The sequence below is a fragment of the Nonomuraea sp. NPDC049269 genome (assembly GCF_043197155.1).
Taxonomy (GTDB): domain Bacteria; phylum Actinomycetota; class Actinomycetes; order Streptosporangiales; family Streptosporangiaceae; genus Nonomuraea.
Map to the genome: position 1 here is coordinate 605,827 of NZ_JBICSO010000005.1, position 16,495 is coordinate 622,321.

The 16,495-nt window shown below is 69.8% G+C and carries 17 protein-coding genes and 1 pseudogene; 8 read left to right on the forward strand and 10 right to left on the reverse strand.

Annotation, left to right across the window (positions count from 1 at the left end; all coding sequences use genetic code 11):
- Position 1: 1 nt before the first annotated feature.
- The 3 genes from ACGFNP_RS30135 to ACGFNP_RS30145 are packed head-to-tail and all read right to left on the reverse strand — an operon-like array spanning position 2 to position 3,056.
- Positions 2–820, reverse strand: a complete 819-nt coding sequence (locus ACGFNP_RS30135) for a carbohydrate ABC transporter permease (RefSeq protein WP_358325174.1) — start codon at positions 818–820, stop codon at positions 2–4.
- Complete coding sequence (locus tag ACGFNP_RS30140; RefSeq protein WP_393324700.1) at positions 817–1,779, reverse strand: carbohydrate ABC transporter permease; 963 nt, start codon at positions 1,777–1,779, stop codon at positions 817–819. The genes ACGFNP_RS30135 and ACGFNP_RS30140 overlap by 4 nt, the downstream gene beginning before the upstream one ends.
- On the reverse strand, positions 1,776–3,056 hold the full coding sequence (locus ACGFNP_RS30145) for an extracellular solute-binding protein (RefSeq protein ID WP_358325180.1): 1,281 nt from the start codon (positions 3,054–3,056) through the stop codon (positions 1,776–1,778). Before ACGFNP_RS30145 ends, ACGFNP_RS30140 begins: the two co-directional genes overlap by 4 nt.
- A gap of 147 nt (positions 3,057–3,203) precedes the next feature.
- Here ACGFNP_RS30145 and ACGFNP_RS30150 point away from each other — a divergent pair, with 147 nt between their 5' ends.
- Complete coding sequence (locus ACGFNP_RS30150) at positions 3,204–4,226, forward strand: LacI family DNA-binding transcriptional regulator (protein ID WP_358325183.1); 1,023 nt, start codon at positions 3,204–3,206, stop codon at positions 4,224–4,226.
- A 2-nt stretch (positions 4,227–4,228) separates the two neighbouring features.
- On the opposite strand, the gene ACGFNP_RS30155 is transcribed toward ACGFNP_RS30150, so the two are convergent.
- Positions 4,229–4,777, reverse strand: coding sequence for a GNAT family protein (locus tag ACGFNP_RS30155; RefSeq protein WP_358325186.1), 549 nt, complete (start codon positions 4,775–4,777; stop codon positions 4,229–4,231).
- Between the two features lie 44 nt (positions 4,778–4,821).
- On the reverse strand, positions 4,822–5,529 hold the full coding sequence (locus ACGFNP_RS30160; RefSeq protein ID WP_393324702.1) for a sirohydrochlorin chelatase: 708 nt from the start codon (positions 5,527–5,529) through the stop codon (positions 4,822–4,824).
- A 260-nt stretch (positions 5,530–5,789) separates the two neighbouring features.
- Here ACGFNP_RS30160 and ACGFNP_RS30165 point away from each other — a divergent pair, with 260 nt between their 5' ends.
- Positions 5,790–7,088 carry an MFS transporter gene (locus ACGFNP_RS30165; RefSeq protein ID WP_393324704.1) on the forward strand — a complete coding sequence of 433 codons (1,299 nt, stop codon included), beginning with the start codon at positions 5,790–5,792 and terminating at the stop codon, positions 7,086–7,088.
- Here ACGFNP_RS30165 and ACGFNP_RS30170 read toward each other — a convergent pair.
- From ACGFNP_RS30170 to ACGFNP_RS30180, 3 genes are all read right to left on the reverse strand, one after another.
- Complete coding sequence (locus ACGFNP_RS30170; RefSeq protein WP_393324706.1) at positions 7,068–7,379, reverse strand: hypothetical protein; 312 nt, start codon at positions 7,377–7,379, stop codon at positions 7,068–7,070. The two genes, ACGFNP_RS30165 and ACGFNP_RS30170, sit on opposite strands and share 21 nt — an antisense overlap.
- 43 nt (positions 7,380–7,422) lie before the next feature.
- Positions 7,423–8,364: an SPFH domain-containing protein gene (locus tag ACGFNP_RS30175; RefSeq protein WP_393324708.1), complete on the reverse strand. Its 942-nt coding sequence runs from the start codon at positions 8,362–8,364 to the stop codon at positions 7,423–7,425.
- 125 nt (positions 8,365–8,489) lie between these two features.
- Entirely contained in the window at positions 8,490–9,788 is a 1,299-nt protein-coding gene (locus ACGFNP_RS30180) for an MFS transporter (RefSeq protein WP_393324710.1), read from the reverse strand.
- Between the two features lie 89 nt (positions 9,789–9,877).
- On the opposite strand from ACGFNP_RS30180, the gene ACGFNP_RS30185 reads away from it, so the two are divergent.
- The 6 genes from ACGFNP_RS30185 (at position 9,878) to ACGFNP_RS30210 (ending at position 14,477) form a co-directional block, all read left to right on the forward strand.
- Positions 9,878–10,570, forward strand: coding sequence for a GntR family transcriptional regulator (locus tag ACGFNP_RS30185; RefSeq protein WP_393324712.1), 693 nt, complete (start codon positions 9,878–9,880; stop codon positions 10,568–10,570).
- Positions 10,571–10,579: 9 nt separating this feature from the next.
- A complete protein-coding gene (locus tag ACGFNP_RS30190; protein WP_358325206.1) occupies positions 10,580–10,942 on the forward strand; it encodes a DUF2203 domain-containing protein in 363 nt (120 codons plus the stop codon).
- A gap of 95 nt (positions 10,943–11,037) precedes the next feature.
- Entirely contained in the window at positions 11,038–12,039 is a 1,002-nt protein-coding gene (locus ACGFNP_RS30195) for a hypothetical protein (RefSeq protein ID WP_393324714.1), read from the forward strand.
- A 5-nt stretch (positions 12,040–12,044) separates the two neighbouring features.
- Positions 12,045–13,016: a hypothetical protein gene (locus ACGFNP_RS30200; protein WP_393324716.1), complete on the forward strand. Its 972-nt coding sequence runs from the start codon at positions 12,045–12,047 to the stop codon at positions 13,014–13,016.
- 78 nt (positions 13,017–13,094) lie between these two features.
- A complete protein-coding gene (locus ACGFNP_RS30205; RefSeq protein ID WP_393324718.1) occupies positions 13,095–13,658 on the forward strand; it encodes a CGNR zinc finger domain-containing protein in 564 nt (187 codons plus the stop codon).
- A 204-nt stretch (positions 13,659–13,862) separates the two neighbouring features.
- Positions 13,863–14,477 carry an alpha-ketoglutarate-dependent dioxygenase AlkB gene (locus ACGFNP_RS30210; RefSeq protein ID WP_393324720.1) on the forward strand — a complete coding sequence of 205 codons (615 nt, stop codon included), beginning with the start codon at positions 13,863–13,865 and terminating at the stop codon, positions 14,475–14,477.
- Here ACGFNP_RS30210 and ACGFNP_RS30215 read toward each other — a convergent pair.
- Positions 14,455–16,209: an IS200/IS605 family accessory protein TnpB-related protein gene (locus tag ACGFNP_RS30215; RefSeq protein WP_358325218.1), complete on the reverse strand. Its 1,755-nt coding sequence runs from the start codon at positions 16,207–16,209 to the stop codon at positions 14,455–14,457. The two genes, ACGFNP_RS30210 and ACGFNP_RS30215, sit on opposite strands and share 23 nt — an antisense overlap.
- 19 nt (positions 16,210–16,228) lie before the next feature.
- Positions 16,229–16,489 (reverse strand): annotated as a pseudogene (locus ACGFNP_RS30220) (IS607 family transposase); the annotation flags it as partial.
- Between the last annotated feature and the right edge of the window lie 6 nt (positions 16,490–16,495).

The window sequence follows — 16,495 nt, forward strand, 5'->3', positions numbered from 1 at the left end:
TTCACCCTTTCGTGGCTCCTGCGGTGAGGCCACCGATCAGGTGGCGTTCGGCGATGGCGTAGAACCCGAGGGCGGGCACCATGGCCAGGACGAGGTAGGCGAGGATCCGGGCGGTGTCGGAGCTGTACTGGCCCTGGAACTGCTGGATGCCGAGCGGCAGCGTCCATCCCGACTCGTCGCTGAAGACGACCAGTGGCAGCATGAAGTTGTTCCAGCTCCCGACGATCGCCAGGACGGACACGGTGGCCAGCGCGGGCCGGGCCATCGGCAGCAGGATCCGCCAGAAGAAGCCGAAGGCGGTACAGCCGTCGAGGATGGCCGCCTCCTCGATCTCGCCGGGGATGCTCCGGAAGAAGCCGCGCAGGATGAGGATCGTCAGCGGCAGCCCGAAGGCGCCCTGCGTCAGGATCACGCCGAGGGGGCTGTCGAGCAGGCCGAAGGTACGCAGCAGGACGAAGATCGGCAGGATCGCCACCGCGAACGGGAACATCAGCCCCATCGTGAACAGCGTGAACAGCACCTCCCTGCCGCGGAAGGCGAACCTGGCGAAGACGAAGGCGGCCAGCGCCGACAGCGCGACGACGAGCACGGTCGAGGCCAGCGCGATGAACGTGCTGTTCCACAACTGCCGCCAGAACGGGCCGTCGGCGAGCACGTCGGTGTAGTTCGACGGAACCCACGGGTCGGGCAGGCCGAACGGGTTGGTGGACAGCTGGGCGGTGCTCTTGAAGCCGCCGAGCAGGGCGTAGACGACCGGGACGAGGATGAAGGCGCCGACGATCCACGCGATCGCGTGCAGGGGCAGGGCCGGCCGTCTCATCGGTGGTCTCCCATTCTGGTGGTCGCGCCCTCCAGGTCGCGCCGCATCACGAAGCGCTGGTAGGCGAGGGCGAAGACGAGGCTGAGCGCGAACATCACCACGCTGATCGCGCTGGCGTAGCCGACCTGCGAGCGCTTGAACCCGAACTCCAGCATCGTGACGGCCATCGTCTCCGAGGAGTGCGAGGGCCCGCCCTGGGTGAGGATCCAGACCAGGTCGAAGAGCTGGATCGTGTAGATGACCGACAGGAACACGCTGATCCGGATCGTCGGCCCCAGCAGCGGCAGCGTGACGTGCCAGAACACCTGCCTGGAGGTGCCGCCGTCGATCTGCGCGGCCTCGATCAGCTCGTCGGGGATGTTCTGCCGCCCGGCCAGGTAGATCATCATGTGGAAGCCGAAGTACTTCCACGTCATGACCAGGAAGAGCGAGATCATCACCGTGTCGGGATCGGCGAGCCAGTCCGAGTTCAGCCCGACCACGCCCAGGATCAGGTTGCCCACCCCCGCCTCCGGGGAGAGGATCAGCGAGAACAGCACGCCGGTGATCACCTCGGAGAGCACGTACGGCGCGAAGAACACCAGCCGGTACAGTGTCCGCCCGCGGATCCGCTGGTTGAGCAGCATGGCGATGCCCAGCGAGATGGGCAGTTGCACCACGACGGTCAGGACCACGAGGACCACCAGGTGCCAGACGTCGTCCCGGAAGACCTCCGTGCCGAACAGCCGGGTGAAGTTGTCCAGCCCGATGAAGTTCTTCGGCAGCCCGCCGAAGCCGTTCCACTTGAAGACGCTCGCGTACAGGGCGATCAGGATCGGCGCCACGACGAGCAGCAGGAAGAGCACCAGCGCGGGCAGCAGGAACAGCCCGATCGTCACCCAGCCGCGCCGCCGCCCCCGGGAGGGCGACGCGGGGGCGGCGAGCGCGGGCGCCTGCGGCCCCCGGGTCAGCGTCGTCATTCGCTCTTGGCCACTTCCGTGATGGCGTCGACGACCTGCTGGGGTGACTTGGTGCCGCCGATCAGCTGGGCCACGCTGTCGTTGACCTCCTGGCCGACCGCGGGCGGGTACGCCTGGTCCAGGAAGAGCTGGAAGCCGGTGGCGGAGGCCAGCGACTCGGCCACGACCTTCAGGTTGGCGTCCTTGACCGCGCTCTCCTCGCCCTTCAGCACGGGAAGCACCCCGCCGGACTCGACGGCCTTGGCGTGATTGCCCTTCTCGGTCATGAACTTCACGAACTCCACCGCCTCCGGTGGCGCGTCGGCGCCCACGGCGATCCCGCCGCCGCCGCCGAACGCCTCGGTGATCGCGCCCTTGCCGCCGTCGACCGTCGGGAAGGGGAAGAAGCCCAGGTCGCCGCCGAGCCCCTTGCCCGAAGAAGCCTGCACGCTCGGCGCCCACTGGCCCATCAGCTCCATCGCGGCCTTGCCGTTGGACATGGTCGCGGCCTGGCCGTCAGGGGTGCCGTAGCCGGCCCCGAGGAAGCCCTTCTGGAACGGCTGCAGATCGACCAGCGCCTTGAGCTGCTGCCCGGCGGCGACGAAGTCGGGCTTGGTGAAGTCGTGGTCCACCCCGGCCTGCTGCAGGGCGGGCAGCCCGCCGATGCGCATGGCCAGATAGGCCCAGTAGTAGTGGCCGGGCCACTTCTCCTTGCCGGCCAGCGCGATCGGGGTGGTCCCCGACGCCTTCAGCTTCTTGACGTCCTCCAGGAACTCCGCCCACGTGGCCGGCGGCGCGGTGATGCCCGCCTTGGCGAAGAGCCGCTTGTTGTACCAGAAACCGACCATCCCGATGTCGGTCGGCAGCGCGTACGTCTTCCCGTCGAACTGGTAGGCCGCCAGCGACGCCTTGGTGAAGTCGCCCAGAACCGGCGCGACGTCGTCACTGATGTCCTTGACCAGACCCGCGTCGAGCTCCTGCTTCAACACTCCGCCGCCCCACGTGGCGAACAGGTCGGGCGCCTTACCCGACTGCGTGAGCGTGGTCAGCTTGGCCTTGTACGCGTCGTTCTCCAGGACGGTCAGTTTCATCGTCACGTTGGGATGCGCGGCCTCGAACTCCTTGGCCCTGGTCGCCCAGAGCGACTTCAACGGCTCACTGGTCGACAGGTGCCACCATTCGAGCGTCACCTTCGCGGGCGAGGCCGGTTTACCGCTCTGGGCGGGCTCCGCGGTCCCGCCGCCGCCGCAGCCGGCGAGGAGTACGGCCGTGGCGATCAGTACGAGACTGCGCCTCATAGGGGTTCCCTTCTCCGCTCCTGAAAGTTTCGTAGACACCCCGATAATTTCGCTGCCCGGAGCATAAGTATGCAGTCTGGAATGCGTCAATAGCCGCCGTGGGAGCGATTCCAACTCGTCGCCGAAAGTTTCGATAGACTCCGGCTCATGCCAGCGAAGAGGCGGGTGACGATCGCCCTGATAGCCGAGGAGGCCGGGGTCTCGATCCCCACGGTTTCCAAGGTCATCAACGGCCGTCCCGAGGTGGCCCCGGAGACGCGCCACCGGGTCGAGCGGTTGCTGCACGAGCACGGCTACCAGCGGCGCACCAGCCAGGACGACACGCCCTCGGGCCTGGTGGACCTGGTGTTCGCCGAGATCGAGTCGCCGTGGGCGATGGAGATCGTCCGCGGCGCCGAGTCGGCGGCCCGCGACGCGGGAGCCAGCGTCGTCATGTCGGTCCTGCACACCCACGCGGGTCCCGGCCGTGACTGGCTGGACCGCCTCGCCTCCCGGCGGACGGACGGCGTGGTCGTCGTGGCCTCCAAGCTCTCGACCGGCGTCCAGGCGCAGCTCAGCGCCCGCTCACTGCCGTTCGTCGTGGTGGACCCGGAGGGCGAGCCGGCCCCCGGCGTGGTCTCGGTGGGCGCCACCAACTGGCACGGCGGCCTGGCCGCCACCCGCCACCTCCTGGAGCTGGGCCACCGCAGGGTCGCCATGATCAGCGGCCCCGCCGACATGCTCTGCAGCCAGGCGCGCGTCGACGGCTACCGGGCGGCGTTGGAGACCGCGGGTGTCGAGGTGGATCCCGCGCTGATCCGCAGGGGCACCTTCCTGGTCGACTCGGGCCACGACCAGGGCCACGCCCTGCTCTCCCTGCCCGACCCGCCGACGGCGATCTTCGCGGGCAGCGACCTCATGGCCTTCGGCGTCTTCGAGGCCGCCCGCCAGCGCGGCCTGCGCGTCCCGGAGGACCTCAGCGTCGTCGGCTTCGACGACCTGCCCCTGTCGAAGTCGGCCTGGCCCCCGCTGACCACGGTCCGCCAGCCGCTCCAGGAGATGGCCGCCCTGGCGACCCGCACGGTCCTGGCGATGAAGCGCGGCGAGGCGCCGGAGAGCAGAAGGGTGGAACTGGCGACGGATCTCATAGTCCGGGAGAGCACCGCGGCGTTGGTCAAGCGCGAAGCCTGACCCTACCGGTCCGTCCAGTCGTCCTCGATGATCGAGTGGATGATGGAGTCGCGCCAGCCCGACGGTGTCAGCACGTGGTGGCGGACCCGGCCCTCCTCGATCATCCCGGCGGTCAGCATCGCCAGCTGGGCGGGCAGATTGCCGGGTGCCCGCGCGCCCCAGATCCGGTGCAGCCCCAGCTCCTTGAAGCCGAACGACTGCACCAGGCGGATCAGGTCCGTGCCGATGCCGCGCCCCCACTGGTCGGGCCGGAGTCCGAGGCCGATCTCGGCGCTGTGCGGGTGGTCCACCTCGATGTGCAGCCGCGCCACCCCGACCACCTCGCGGGTCTCGGCGTCGGTCACCGCCAGCGCGTACAGCCGCCGCGGTTGGGCCGCGGCGGCCTGGATGGCGTCGTCGACGAGCGCGGCCACCTGCTCCAGCGTGCGCGGCTCGAACGGCATGTACGCCGTGGCCTCCGGGTTGCCGTAGACGGCGTGCAGGGCGGCCACGTCGGCCTCCGTGACGTCACGGAGGCCCAGACGCGCACCTTTCCACTGCACGCGGGGCATGCGGAGAAAGGTAACCCGATTTCAGTGATCTCTACAAGCCCTTGTCAAGTCGCGAGTTGACTTCCGTAAGCTCGCGCGACAAGTTCGGCCACCGCGCTGTGCGCGCCGAGCGGCTCGGCGTAGCCCGCGCGGACCGCCGCGGCGGCCTGCTCGACGATCGACGCCGGGGCCTCGTGGCCGATCAGGCAGGGCGCGATGGCCAGGCGCTCGGCGCTGGCGGCTCGCAGTCGTTCGGCCGCGATCGGCACACCCGGGTCGCTGTCGAGAGAGGCGGCGACCACGGGGAGCGTGAGCCGCGAGGCGAGCAGCACCGCCGTCGCCTGGACGGCGTGCACGGCCCGCTCGCCGCCGACCGTGCCCAGGATGATGGCGTCGACGGGGCTGGAGACGTTCAGCAGCCGGACCCGGTCGGCCCTGGCCAGGCCGCGCTCGGCCAGCCTGATGTGCAGCGCCTCGGCCAGCAGCGGGTGCGGGCCGAGCGCCTCCGTCACGACCGCGTTCGACCCCGCCGCCGCGACGGCCTTGCCGATGTCGGCGAGGACGAGGGGATCGTCCCAGGTCAGCAGCGGCACCACGATCGCTTCGCGGCCCGCGGGCAACGAATCGGCGAGGTCCGTGACGGTCGTGAGGCGTACCTCGATCTGGGGGTTGTCGACGCGTACCACGGCCGCGATCTCCGCTGCCACGCCCGAGGTGCTGCCCGGCACCGCGAGGACGAGGACAGGGGCGTCCGGCGGCAGGGACGTGGGCACGGGACGGCGGTGTCGACCGCCACCCGGCCGGGGGGAACGTTCACGTACAGGCAGGCTCACAGGCGCGCAGTTTATGCCCATAAAGAGGCCCGCGTTCTGGGAAATGGCCGCGATTCAATCACAACGCTCCACGTGTGATCGAGATCACATCGTGATAGCCGCAAAACTTGACTTATCTGGATAAAACGACAGGCTCAACAGCAACTAGAAACGTGTTCTAGGGCGACAGTCAGGCACCGCGTCCCACTAAGGACTGGGTAATGAAGCCGTTCTATGTCCGCGAGTTGAGCGTGTACCCCGTCGGCCGTCGCCGGGTCTGGCTCCTGGCGATAGCCGTGCTGGCGAGTCTGATCGCCAACTTCGAGACGACGATCGCCACCATCTTGCCATTGCTGCAGCGCGACCTGCAGATGTCACTTGAGGTCTACGGGCTGATCGCGGCCGTGTCCGTGCTGGTGGGCGGGTTGTCGGCGGGGTTCGGCGGCATCCTGTCCGACCGGTGGGGCCGGGTCACGATCCTGGTGCCCACGCTGACCGTCACCGCGGCCTGCAACTTCCTGCTCGCCACCGTCGACTCGGTCAGCGGGTTGTTCGTGGTCCGCTGCCTGATGCTGTTCATCGAGGGCGCCGGGATCACGATCACCGCGTCGCTCGTCCGCGACTTCTCGCCGCGCCTGGGCCGGGCGCAGGCGTTCGCGTTCTGGACCTGGGGGCCGGTCGGCGCCTCGTTCCTGGCCTCGTTCATCGCCGGCTTCACGCTGCCGATGTTCGGCAACGCCTGGCAGTCGCAGGCGATCATCATGGGCGTCGTCTCGCTGTTGCTGTGCGGGGTCATCATCTGGCAGATCGCCGAGCCGTCGGCGGCCCTGCGGGCCCAGGTCATGCAGTACGAGCAGGCGGTGGTCTCCGAGGAGAAGATCGATCCGGGCAAGGTGAAGGAGCTGTTCCGGCACCCGCACCTCTGGGCCCACGTGCTCGGCAACACCGGCTGGCAGGTGCTCTACTGGACCTTCGCGATCTTCGGCCAGACGATCCTGGCCAACGCGTTCGGGATGGAGACCGCTGAGGCCAACCGCGTCGTCGCCCTGGGCATCCTGCTCAACGCGGTGGCCGTCATCGTGGTCGGCCGGGTCTCCGACCGGTTGCGCCTGCGCAAGCCGTTCACGGCCGTGGGCATCGTGCTGACGATCGCGACGCTCGCCTACTTCATCAGCCTCGTCGGCACGGGCGCCACGATCGGCCGCGTCACCCTGGTCTACGCGATCCTGTTCCTGGTCCTGGGTGTCGCCTACGTCCCCTGGATGGCGAACTTCTCCGAGGACGCCGAAGACGTCGACCCCCGGCTCCAGGGCGCGGCGCTGGGCCTGTGGGGCATGGTCGTCCGGGTCATGATCGTGGCCCTCCTGGTGATCTCACCGATGGTGGTGAAGGCCGGCGGGTGGGGAACGTGGCTGTGGGTGGCACTGGCCGGTCAGGTGATCTTCCTGGCGTCGGTGGCCGCCTTCAAGGGCTCCTGGCGGCGCCCGCGCCTCGGAGACTCACCGAAGATCCCGGCCTGACACGATCAGCCACAGGTACGGCACGGGCAAGGCGAACAACCAGAACCGGTGCGCCTCGTCCCAATGACCGAACCCGCACGTCGGTGGCCACAGCCTGACCTCCGGCGGCAGCAGGATGGTGGCCAGCACCAGGGCGAGCTGCACGACCACGGCGGCCATGGCGGCCTGCCGTCCGGGCGCGTACCGGACGGCGGTCGCCGCGGCCGCCAGCCCGATCCCCAGGCAGGCGCCCACCTCGACGAGCATGTCCCCCACGGGGAACAGGGCCTCGTCCGGCAGCCTCGGCAGCACGGTCTCACACCTCAGCTATCGCACACCGGCCCGCGGACGGTTCTCACTTCGCCGGGACCACGACGGACTGCGGGTTGCCCGGGGCATAGACGGTGATGCCCTGGGGGAGCGACTTGAGCTTGTCGATCTCGGCGCACGCGGGGCACTTGTCGTAGCCCTCCTGCCGGGCCTGGTTCGCGGCCGCCTCGGCCTTGGCCTGGGCCACCCGCGCCTGGGCCTCGGAGACGGCGGCGCCGGCCGCCAGCGATCTGTCGACGGCCTGCTGCACCTCGACCGGCAGCGTCACCTTGGCCAGGGTGAAGCGCAGGCCGGTGAAGAACTCACCGCCCAGTGCCTGGGGCAGGTCCCGGGCCAGCGCGGCGTTGACGGCGTTCTGGACCTTGGTGATGTTCGTGTTGCTGGCCTGTGGCTTGAGCGCGCTGCTCTGCAGCAGCGAGCACGAGGGGATGAGCTCGGCGCAGCGCATGTCGCCGAGCTGGCTGCGCAGCGCGTTGTCGATCACCGGCCGGACGGCCTGGCCGAAGAACGCCGTCCAGCCGTCGTCGCCGTCCCACGCGGCCAGCGAGCTGTCGTCCTGGGCGCGGTACGTACGGGTGCCGTACTTGTCGTCGAATTTCTTCAGCGCGTCGTGGTCGAGGTTGAGCGTGAAGTACAGGGTTCCCTCGATGCCCAGGTTCACGCCGTCGCTGCTCGGTACCGTCACCACGTCCACGCCGAGCCTGCTGGCGCGCTTGGCGTCGGCGGTGATCGTGTAGAAGCGCTGCTGCGCGGGGTAGGCGTGGACGGAGGACCACATGCCCGTCCAGGTCAGCCCGGAGCCCGGGTCGATGACCTGGCGGACCTGGTTGTCGTCGAACCAGCCGCCGTCGCGGACGACGGCGACCTCGCCGCCCTGGGTGCTCTCCAGGCCGCCGACGAGGCCGATGAGGGTGGGGACCGCGATCAGCGCGGCGATGATCAAGGCGATCGACAGGGTGATACGCATGGATGCCTTCCCGCGCGGGCGGCGGTGGCAGCCGCCGCCCGCGCTTTCGCGGCAAGACCTACAGAGGGGGTACGCCGAGGGCGGCGCACTGGGGCCCCGTCGAGGGGCGTCGGAGAACGGTCTGCTCAGACCCGTTGCGGGACGTCGGCGGCGATGTCCAGGTCACGGGTCTCCGGCGCGATGGCCAGGCCGAAGGCCGTGACGGCCAGCGCGACCACCACGTAGATCGAGACCGCCGTCGTGGTGCCGTACGCGGTGAACAGCTTGAGCGCGATGATCGGGGCCAGCGCGCCCCCGACGATCCCGGCCACCTGGTATCCCATGGACGCGCCGCTGTAGCGGAGCCTGGTGCTGAACAACTCGGCGATGAAGGCGGCCTGCGGGCCGTACATCGCCGCGTGGGTGACCAGCGCGATGATCGCGGCGAGCGCGATCAGCGGGAACGACCTGGTGTCGAGCAGCGGGAAGAAGGCGAACGCCCACACCGCCGCGCCGATCACGCCCGCCAGGTAGACGGGCCGCCGGCCGACCCGGTCCGACAGCGCGCCGAACAGCGGGATCAGCGCCAGTTGCAGCGCGGAGGCGATCAGCACCGCGTTCAGCCCCACCGAGCGGTCCAGCTTCAGCGGGCCCGTGATGTAGACCAGGATGTAGGCGGTGAAGGTGTAGAAGGCCACGTCCACGCCGATGCGCGCGGTGAACGCCGACAGCAGCGCGCGCGGGTGCGTGCGCAGCACCTCCAGCAGCGGCATCTTCGCCTTCGCGCCCTGCTGCGCCAGCTCCGCGAACAGCGGCGACTCCGTGATCTTCAACCGGACCCAGAGCCCGACCAGCACCAGCACGCCCGACAGCAGGAACGGCACCCGCCAGCCCCACGACAGGAACGCCGAGTCCGACAGCGTGAACGACAGGATCGCGAGGGTCCCGGTGGCCAGCACGTATCCGGCGGGCACGCCCACCTGCGGCCAGCTCGCGTTGAAGCCGCGCCGGCGGTCGTCGCCGTGCTCCAGCGACATGATGACCGCGCCGCCCCACTCGCCGCCCAGCCCCAGACCCTGGACGAACCTGAGCGTGGCCAGCATGATCGGCGCGAGCGCGCTGACGCTGTCGTATCCGGGCAGCACGCCGATGAGGAACGTCGAGACGCCCATCACCAGCAGCGTCACGACCAGCACGGTCTTGCGGCCGGTGCGATCGCCGAAGTGGCCGAACACGATCCCGCCGAGCGGCCTGGCCACGAACGCGACGGCGTTGGTCGTCAGCGCCAGCAGGGTCGCGTTGAGCGGGTCGAAGGTGGGGAAGAACAACTTGCCGAAGACCAGCGTCGCCGCGGTGGTGTAAAGGAAGAAGTCGTACCACTCCAGGGAGGTGCCGATCAGGCTGGCGAGGATCACCCGCCGGGTCTGTCGCGTGGAGCCTGTCATCATCGCTCCTTCGATCAGGGGGTCATGTATCAACATATGGATCGTTGAACAATTCGACAAGAGGTTTGTTGGATGATTCCCTGTGAAATGTGGATGACGCGGTGGACAGTCCCCTTTCAGATCTTGAACACGACCGGGCCAGGCTGGGCCGCAGCAGCACGGCCGAGCGGGTGGCCGACATCCTGCGCGACCGCGTCACCGAGGGCTTCTTCGAGCCGGGCCAGCGCCTGTCCGAGGAGGCCATCGCGGACGCGCTCGGCGTGTCGCGCAACACGCTGCGCGAGGCGTTCCGGCTGCTCGGCCACGAGGGACTGCTGGACCACCGGCTCAACAGGGGAGTGTTCGTCCGGATCCTGTCGGCCGAGGACGTCGCGGACCTCTACCGGGTGCGCCGGGTCATCGAGGGCGCGGCCATCAGACGCCGCCCGACCGGCCAGGCGCTGAGCGTGATCAGGGAGGCCGTGGCGGACGCCGAGCGGGCCGCCGCCGCGGACGACTGGCGGGGAGTGGGCACCGCCAACATCCGCTTCCACCAGGCCCTGGTGACGCTCAACCAGAGCCCCCGGCTCGACGAGTCGATGCGCCAGCTCCTGGCCGAGCTGCGCCTGGTCTTCCACGTGATGAAGAATCCACGCGCGTTCCACGAGCCGTTCGTCGCCCGCAACCGCAAGCTGCTCGAACTCCTCGAAGCCGACCGGCCGGAGGAGGCCGCCGCCTTCCTCGACGCCTATCTCGACGAGGCCGAGCAACTGCTCGTCCGCGCCTACGAGCCGAACCGGTAGCGTTCGGGTATGCCCAGGATGTTCAGCCCCGACGAGGCGCGCTCGCTCATGCCGTCGATCATCGGCGAGGCCGGAGAGCTGATCGCCGCCCGTGCCGACCTGGCCGAGATCGCCTTCGACCGCCAGAGCGTCGGCGCCTCAGCGCTGGGCGGCATCCCCGAGATCAAGGCGCTCGAGGCGCGCATCGAGGAGCTCGTGAGCGCCTGGAGCGAGCAGGGCATCGAGGTGAAGGGGATCGCGCCGGTCCTCATCGACTTCCCCGCCGTGCTCGACGGGGTGTCGGTACGCCTCTGCTGGATCGAGGGCGAGACCGGACTGGGCTGGTATCACCGTACGGACCTGGGCTTCCCCGGCCGCCGCCCGCTGTCCTGACCATGCGCACCGCGCAGGTAGGTGTTTGTGGCTGACCTGTGATCAACCCCTTTCGCTCAGCCGGTATCTAACCGGACGAGTGAAAGGAACTCGCTATGAGGCACACCTCAGCGACCGCCGCCCTCCTCGCGACGGCGGTCATCGGCGGGCTGGGGATCATTCCCACCGCAGCCCACGCCCAAGCAGGCTCATCCGAGGCCCGGGCGGCCTGGATCAAGTCCTGCGCCGACAAGAAGAACGAGACCACCTACGCCTGCGGCCACTGGCAGCTCGTCATGCGTGACGGCAGGAAGATCGCCGTCAAGGACACCGCCGCCAACGGGATCGACGGCAAGGGCAGGAAGGTGGAGTACGCCGGCCTGTTCGCCATCAGCGGCGACGGCCACGTGATCGCCTACGAGCGGGCCCGCGACCATCGCATCGTCGTCCGGGGGACGACGGGCGGCCCGGTCAAGGTGCTGGCCGCGTCCCTGGTGTCGAAGCGGTACGGGACGGACTCGGTCTCCCTGTACCTGTCGCCCAAGGGAGACAAACTGCTGATCGACTACACCGGCGATCACGAGCGCGTCCCCGGCAAGGTGGTCACGATCGCCACCGGCAAGGTCGTCCAGGTGCCAGCCATGGACGAGGTCAGGGGCTTCAGCGCCGACGGGGGCGAAGTCCTGACCAAGGACTACAAGGGCGACAACACCTCCACGCTGATCGCCTACCGGGTCGACGGCGGCTCGGTCAAGCGGACACCGCCGCAGGTCGTCGCGAACGCCGCCCTCACCACGCTGGCCGCCGACGGCAAGACCGTCGCGGTGATCATCTCCGGGGACGAGGAAGCCAAGAAGGCCCCGCGGCTGCGGATCTACGACCTGGAGACCGGGGACCTCTCCACGGGCGTGGATCTCGCGCTGAAGCCCGCACAGACGCCGTACCTCGCCCGGTGGAGCGGGGACGGACAGCTCACGGTGCTCGTGCAGTCAGGCGACGACGACACGACGGCGGTGGTACGGGTGCTCACCGTCAACGTGCGGACCGGTGCCGTCACGCAGACCGACAGGTATTCGATCAGCAAGACCAGGTACGCCTTCAGCGTGGCAGGGGAGTGATGACCATGAAGCTCAGGATCACCGTGGCGATCGCGGCGGGGCTGGCCGCCCTGATGACCGCGCCGACGGCCGCCCAGGCCGCGTCACATCACGAACACGACGGCATCCGCTACGCCTCGGTCAAGGGCTGCACGGTCAAGGGCGAGCAGCGGCCGTGCGGCAAGTGGCGGCTGATGATGCACAGCGGGGAGAAGGGCTCCCTGCCCGACGCCGAGACCATCGCCCGCGAGGCGAACGGCAAGTCGTCGGTCACCCAGGTCGCGCCCATCGCCGTCAGCGGTGACGGTCAGCGCGTCGCCTACTTCACCAAGGCCGGGCGGCTGGCCGTACGGACCATGAGCGGCGGGGTGAAGGTCTTCGCCAAGGACGCGCTGCCGCGCGTGGCCCAGTACAACGTGACGTTCAACCTCTCCGACGACGGCGGCCGGCTCGCGGCCGTCTTCGGCACCGCCAAGGCGGTGAAGACGCGGATCTTCGACACCGCCACCGGCGCCCTGCTCGGCACGACGCCCGGCGGCCAGACGATGCTCGGCTTCAGCGCCGACGGCGGCGAACTGCTCACCGACACCGCCGGCGACGAGGGCGTCACGGACCTGATCGCCTACAGCGAGTCCGGCGAGCAGCTGTTCCGGACCACGCCGCCGCAGATCGTCTCCTCGAACACCCCGCAGGCCCTCTCGGGCGACGGCCGGACCACCGCGAACGTCGTCATGGGCGCCAAGCCCCAGCTCATCCTGTACGACCTGCAGACCGACCAGGTCACCGCCCGCCGGAAGCTCAAGCTGCCGGCCGGCGACCTGCTCATGGTCGACTGGACCGGTGAGCAGCAGGTGACGCTGCACCTGGTGCAGTACCCCGAAGGCAAGGCGAACAAGATGACGATCGTCCAGATCGACACCGGCACCGGGGCCGTCAAGGTCCGCGACCACTACTCGCTCCTGAAGGACAGCTACGTCTTCGCGGCCTGCGGCGGCTGAGCTTCGTCCGGTTCGACCGGGTACGGCGGGGCTGGGGGAGCCCCGCCGTACCCGTGTGTGCGGGCTTACGCTGCTGGAGTGGAGGTTCACTCGACCAGAGCGATGGCGGCGCGGGCCGTGGACCTGTGCGTGGCGCTGCTCCACGACGAACCGTCGCCGGAGTCGGTCGCGCGGGTGCTGCGCGACCACGGCGAGAGCGCCGGCCTGTACCTGGGCGCGGCCGACCTGGCGGCGATGCGGGCCGCGGCGGAGCGGCTCGTCGCCGTCTTCGCCGCCGCCGACCCCGCCACGGCGGCCGCCCACCTGAACGCCCTGCTCGCCACGGTCGCGCGGGCACCCCGCCTCACCAGCCACGAGGGCACCACCCCGTGGCACCTGCACGTGGACGGCGACGACGACGCGCCGTGGGGGGAGTGGTTCCTGGCCTCCTCCGCGCTGGCGCTGGCCATCCTGCTGGCCGATCACCAACGCGTTCCGGGCGGGCTGTGCGCCTCGGTCACCTGCCGCCGGCCGTACCTGGACCTGGGAGGTGGCAGCCCGCGACGCTACTGCAGCACCCGCTGCGCCACCCGTGAGCGCGTCGCCGCGCATCGCAGCCGGACGTCGACCGGTCCCGCCGCCACGAAAGCGCCGCGTGGGTAACGGGCGTGACGGGCGGGAATGTCGGATACTGAAGGCGTGGGGATCGGCGGCCTGCGTGGCCGCCCCGGTCTGTACGGGCTGCGTGCCGTACAGACCGGGCGGGTGGGACGACGAGCCGCGCGCCCGGCCGCATCGGCGGCCGGGCGCAGCCGGTCTGAGGCCGTACTCGAATGGATGTTTGAACGATCGCATACACTCGATGTCATGACGGCTGTTTTCCAAGCTTCTCTGCTCGGTGCCGAGGAGATCGTCGGCTCGGCGATCCGCAGGACGCGGCTCGACCATGGGGCGTGGATCGACGTCGGCCCCGGCTGGCTGGCGGGGGCGGACGAGCTGTTCTCCCGCCTGTCCGAGGTGGTGCCGTGGCATGCGGAGCGGCGGCGGATGTACGACAAGGTCGTCGACGTGCCGCGGCTGCTCGCCTACTACGACGAGGACGAGCCGCTGCCCGATCCGGCGCTCGACGACGCCCTGCGCGCGCTCAACGACCGCTACGGGCAGGAGCTCGGGGAGCCGTTCCGTACGGCCGGCCTGTGCTTCTACCGCGACGGCCGCGACAGCGTGGCCTGGCACGGCGACACCATCGGCAGGGGCGGCACCGAGGACACCATGGTCGCGATCATCTCGGTCGGCTCCCCGCGCCCGCTGCTGCTCCGGCCGCGGGGCGGCGGCGCGTCGATCCGGCACGACCTGGGCCACGGCGACCTCATCGTGATGGGGGGCAGCTGCCAGCGCACGTGGGAGCACGCGATCCCCAAGACGGCCCGCCCCACCGGGCCGCGCATCAGCATCCAGTTCAGACCGCGCGGCGTCCGCTGAGGACGCCGTAGGTCGCGCAGGGCGCGCGGCCTTCCGGGACCTGCTGCTCACCCGGCGAGGTGCTCGGCAAGTACCGTTCCTGAACAGTATCCGGGAGTGAGTCTTGGACCCACATCCCGGTACTGCGCGCATCCCGAACGGTGTTGGGTGCGCTGGTCTCCCGCGTTCTTGTGTCCCGCGTCCGGGGGCGTGCATCGTGTGCTCGGTCCGTGACGGGGTGGCGGGTTTCCTGGCGCTCTCGGGTGCCCGGTGCGGCCTGGACGGTCCGATGCTCCGCAGCATCGCTCTGGTGCTGCGGAGGCGGTGTCGTCCGTCGCCGGATCGGGTGTCCGAGAGCGCGTCGTCCGATCGCGATGCTCGCGGCATCGTGTCGGGTCATGCCGCGGTTTGCTGTGGTGAGTGGGGTTCGCCAGTGCTGCTCGCCCCACTTGGAGGTGTAGGCCGGGTCGACCGCGACGATCGCCAGGCCGTGCTCGGCCGCCATCGACGTCAGCCGGGCACGGAGTTTCCCGGTCGGCATGCCAGAGATCAACTGGCGGAAGCGTTTGCGCCGGCCGTGTTTCTCGCGGGTTTTCTCCGTGGCGAAGTCCAGGTCTTCGATGCCGATCGCCGTGGCGCCGGAGCGGACCGTCCAGTGCAGCAGGCGAGTGATGGCATGCCGGATCTGCGCGTCGCGGTGATCGGCGGTTCCCGACAGGTCGAAGAAGAACCGGCGGGGGTCGCCGACCGGGTTTCCGTGGACATCCAGCCGGTAGGCGGCCAGGTGGTCGGCGTTGGTGTCCACCCCGACCATTCCTGCCGCGCGTGCGGCCCGCAGGGGGATGATCTGGACGACGGGGCGCTGCCAGCAGGCGGTCAGGTACCAGCGGTCGCGGGCCACGTCGTAGCCGATGCGGTAGGCCACGGCCCGGTTCGCCTCCACCCGGGCGGCCCACTCGACGCCGCGATGCTTGAAGGCGACCCGGGCGGCCAGGATGTACCGGCCGTGCGGCGCGTTAGCCAGGTCGGCGAGCGGTGCGGGCAGCTTGATGGAGACCTCGCCGCCGGGGGTGACGCGGATGGTCTCGTTGCCGTGGCGTTTGCCGGACTCGCCGTCGGCCTGCAGGAACCAGCGGGCGGCCTGCCACCGTTGCCGCCACTCCTGCACCGACAGCTCGGCCGCCTCCAGGTTGTGCCGGGTGTTGGCCAGCCGTCTGCCGCCGCGCACCACATGCACGACGCCGTTGTCCCGGTCGGCGCGGGCGGCATCCAGCCGGTGGGTCAGGGTGGTCAGGCGGCGGGATTTTTCAAACCATTCCTGCCGTGAGCGGTAGCCGCCCGGAGCCTTCTTGGTCCCCTTCTGGCGTAGGGGAAGAGACAGCCTGTGCGCGATCGTCGCGGTGGCCGCCTCCAGGTCAGTGATGTGCGCGGCCTGGCAGCGGTGCGACAGCGCCCACTGATCGTGGCTGGCCTTGGTGATCGACCCGGCCCAGCGCGACGACGACGCGGCGGTCAAGCCCTGCTTGCGGGCCGCCCACCGCTGCGCATCGTGGGCGTTGCCGTCCGCGCACCGCCTCTTCAGATCGGCCGAGGCCAGGCTTCCCAGATGCTCGCCGACCAGCCGCAACACCTTCTCGTCGGCGTCGGTGAGGTGCTTGAGCTGGTCACGGATCGCCACACCGGATGGGCCGGGCGCCACGAACGAGGGCTCGATCGGCCGGATCTGCCTCTGCTGTCGCGTCGGGTCAGTCATCTGCACTCGCGGCGGCCTCAACCCGTACCACTGTGTGCCCCGCCTTGGCCGCCCGCTCGGATAGCCGGGCCACCTGACGCTCCAGATCCGCCTTCTGATCGTGGGAGGACACCCGGGCACACAGCCCGATCCCGCCGGGTGCGGTGTTCGCCTCGATGTTCACCAGGATCGTGCGTAGCCCCACCCGCTCCGCGGGTACCGGCAACGTGCCCTCACGGAACCAACGGTAGGCGGTACGCGGGGCGGTCCCCTGCGCACGCGCCCACTCTGTCAGATTCACACCAAC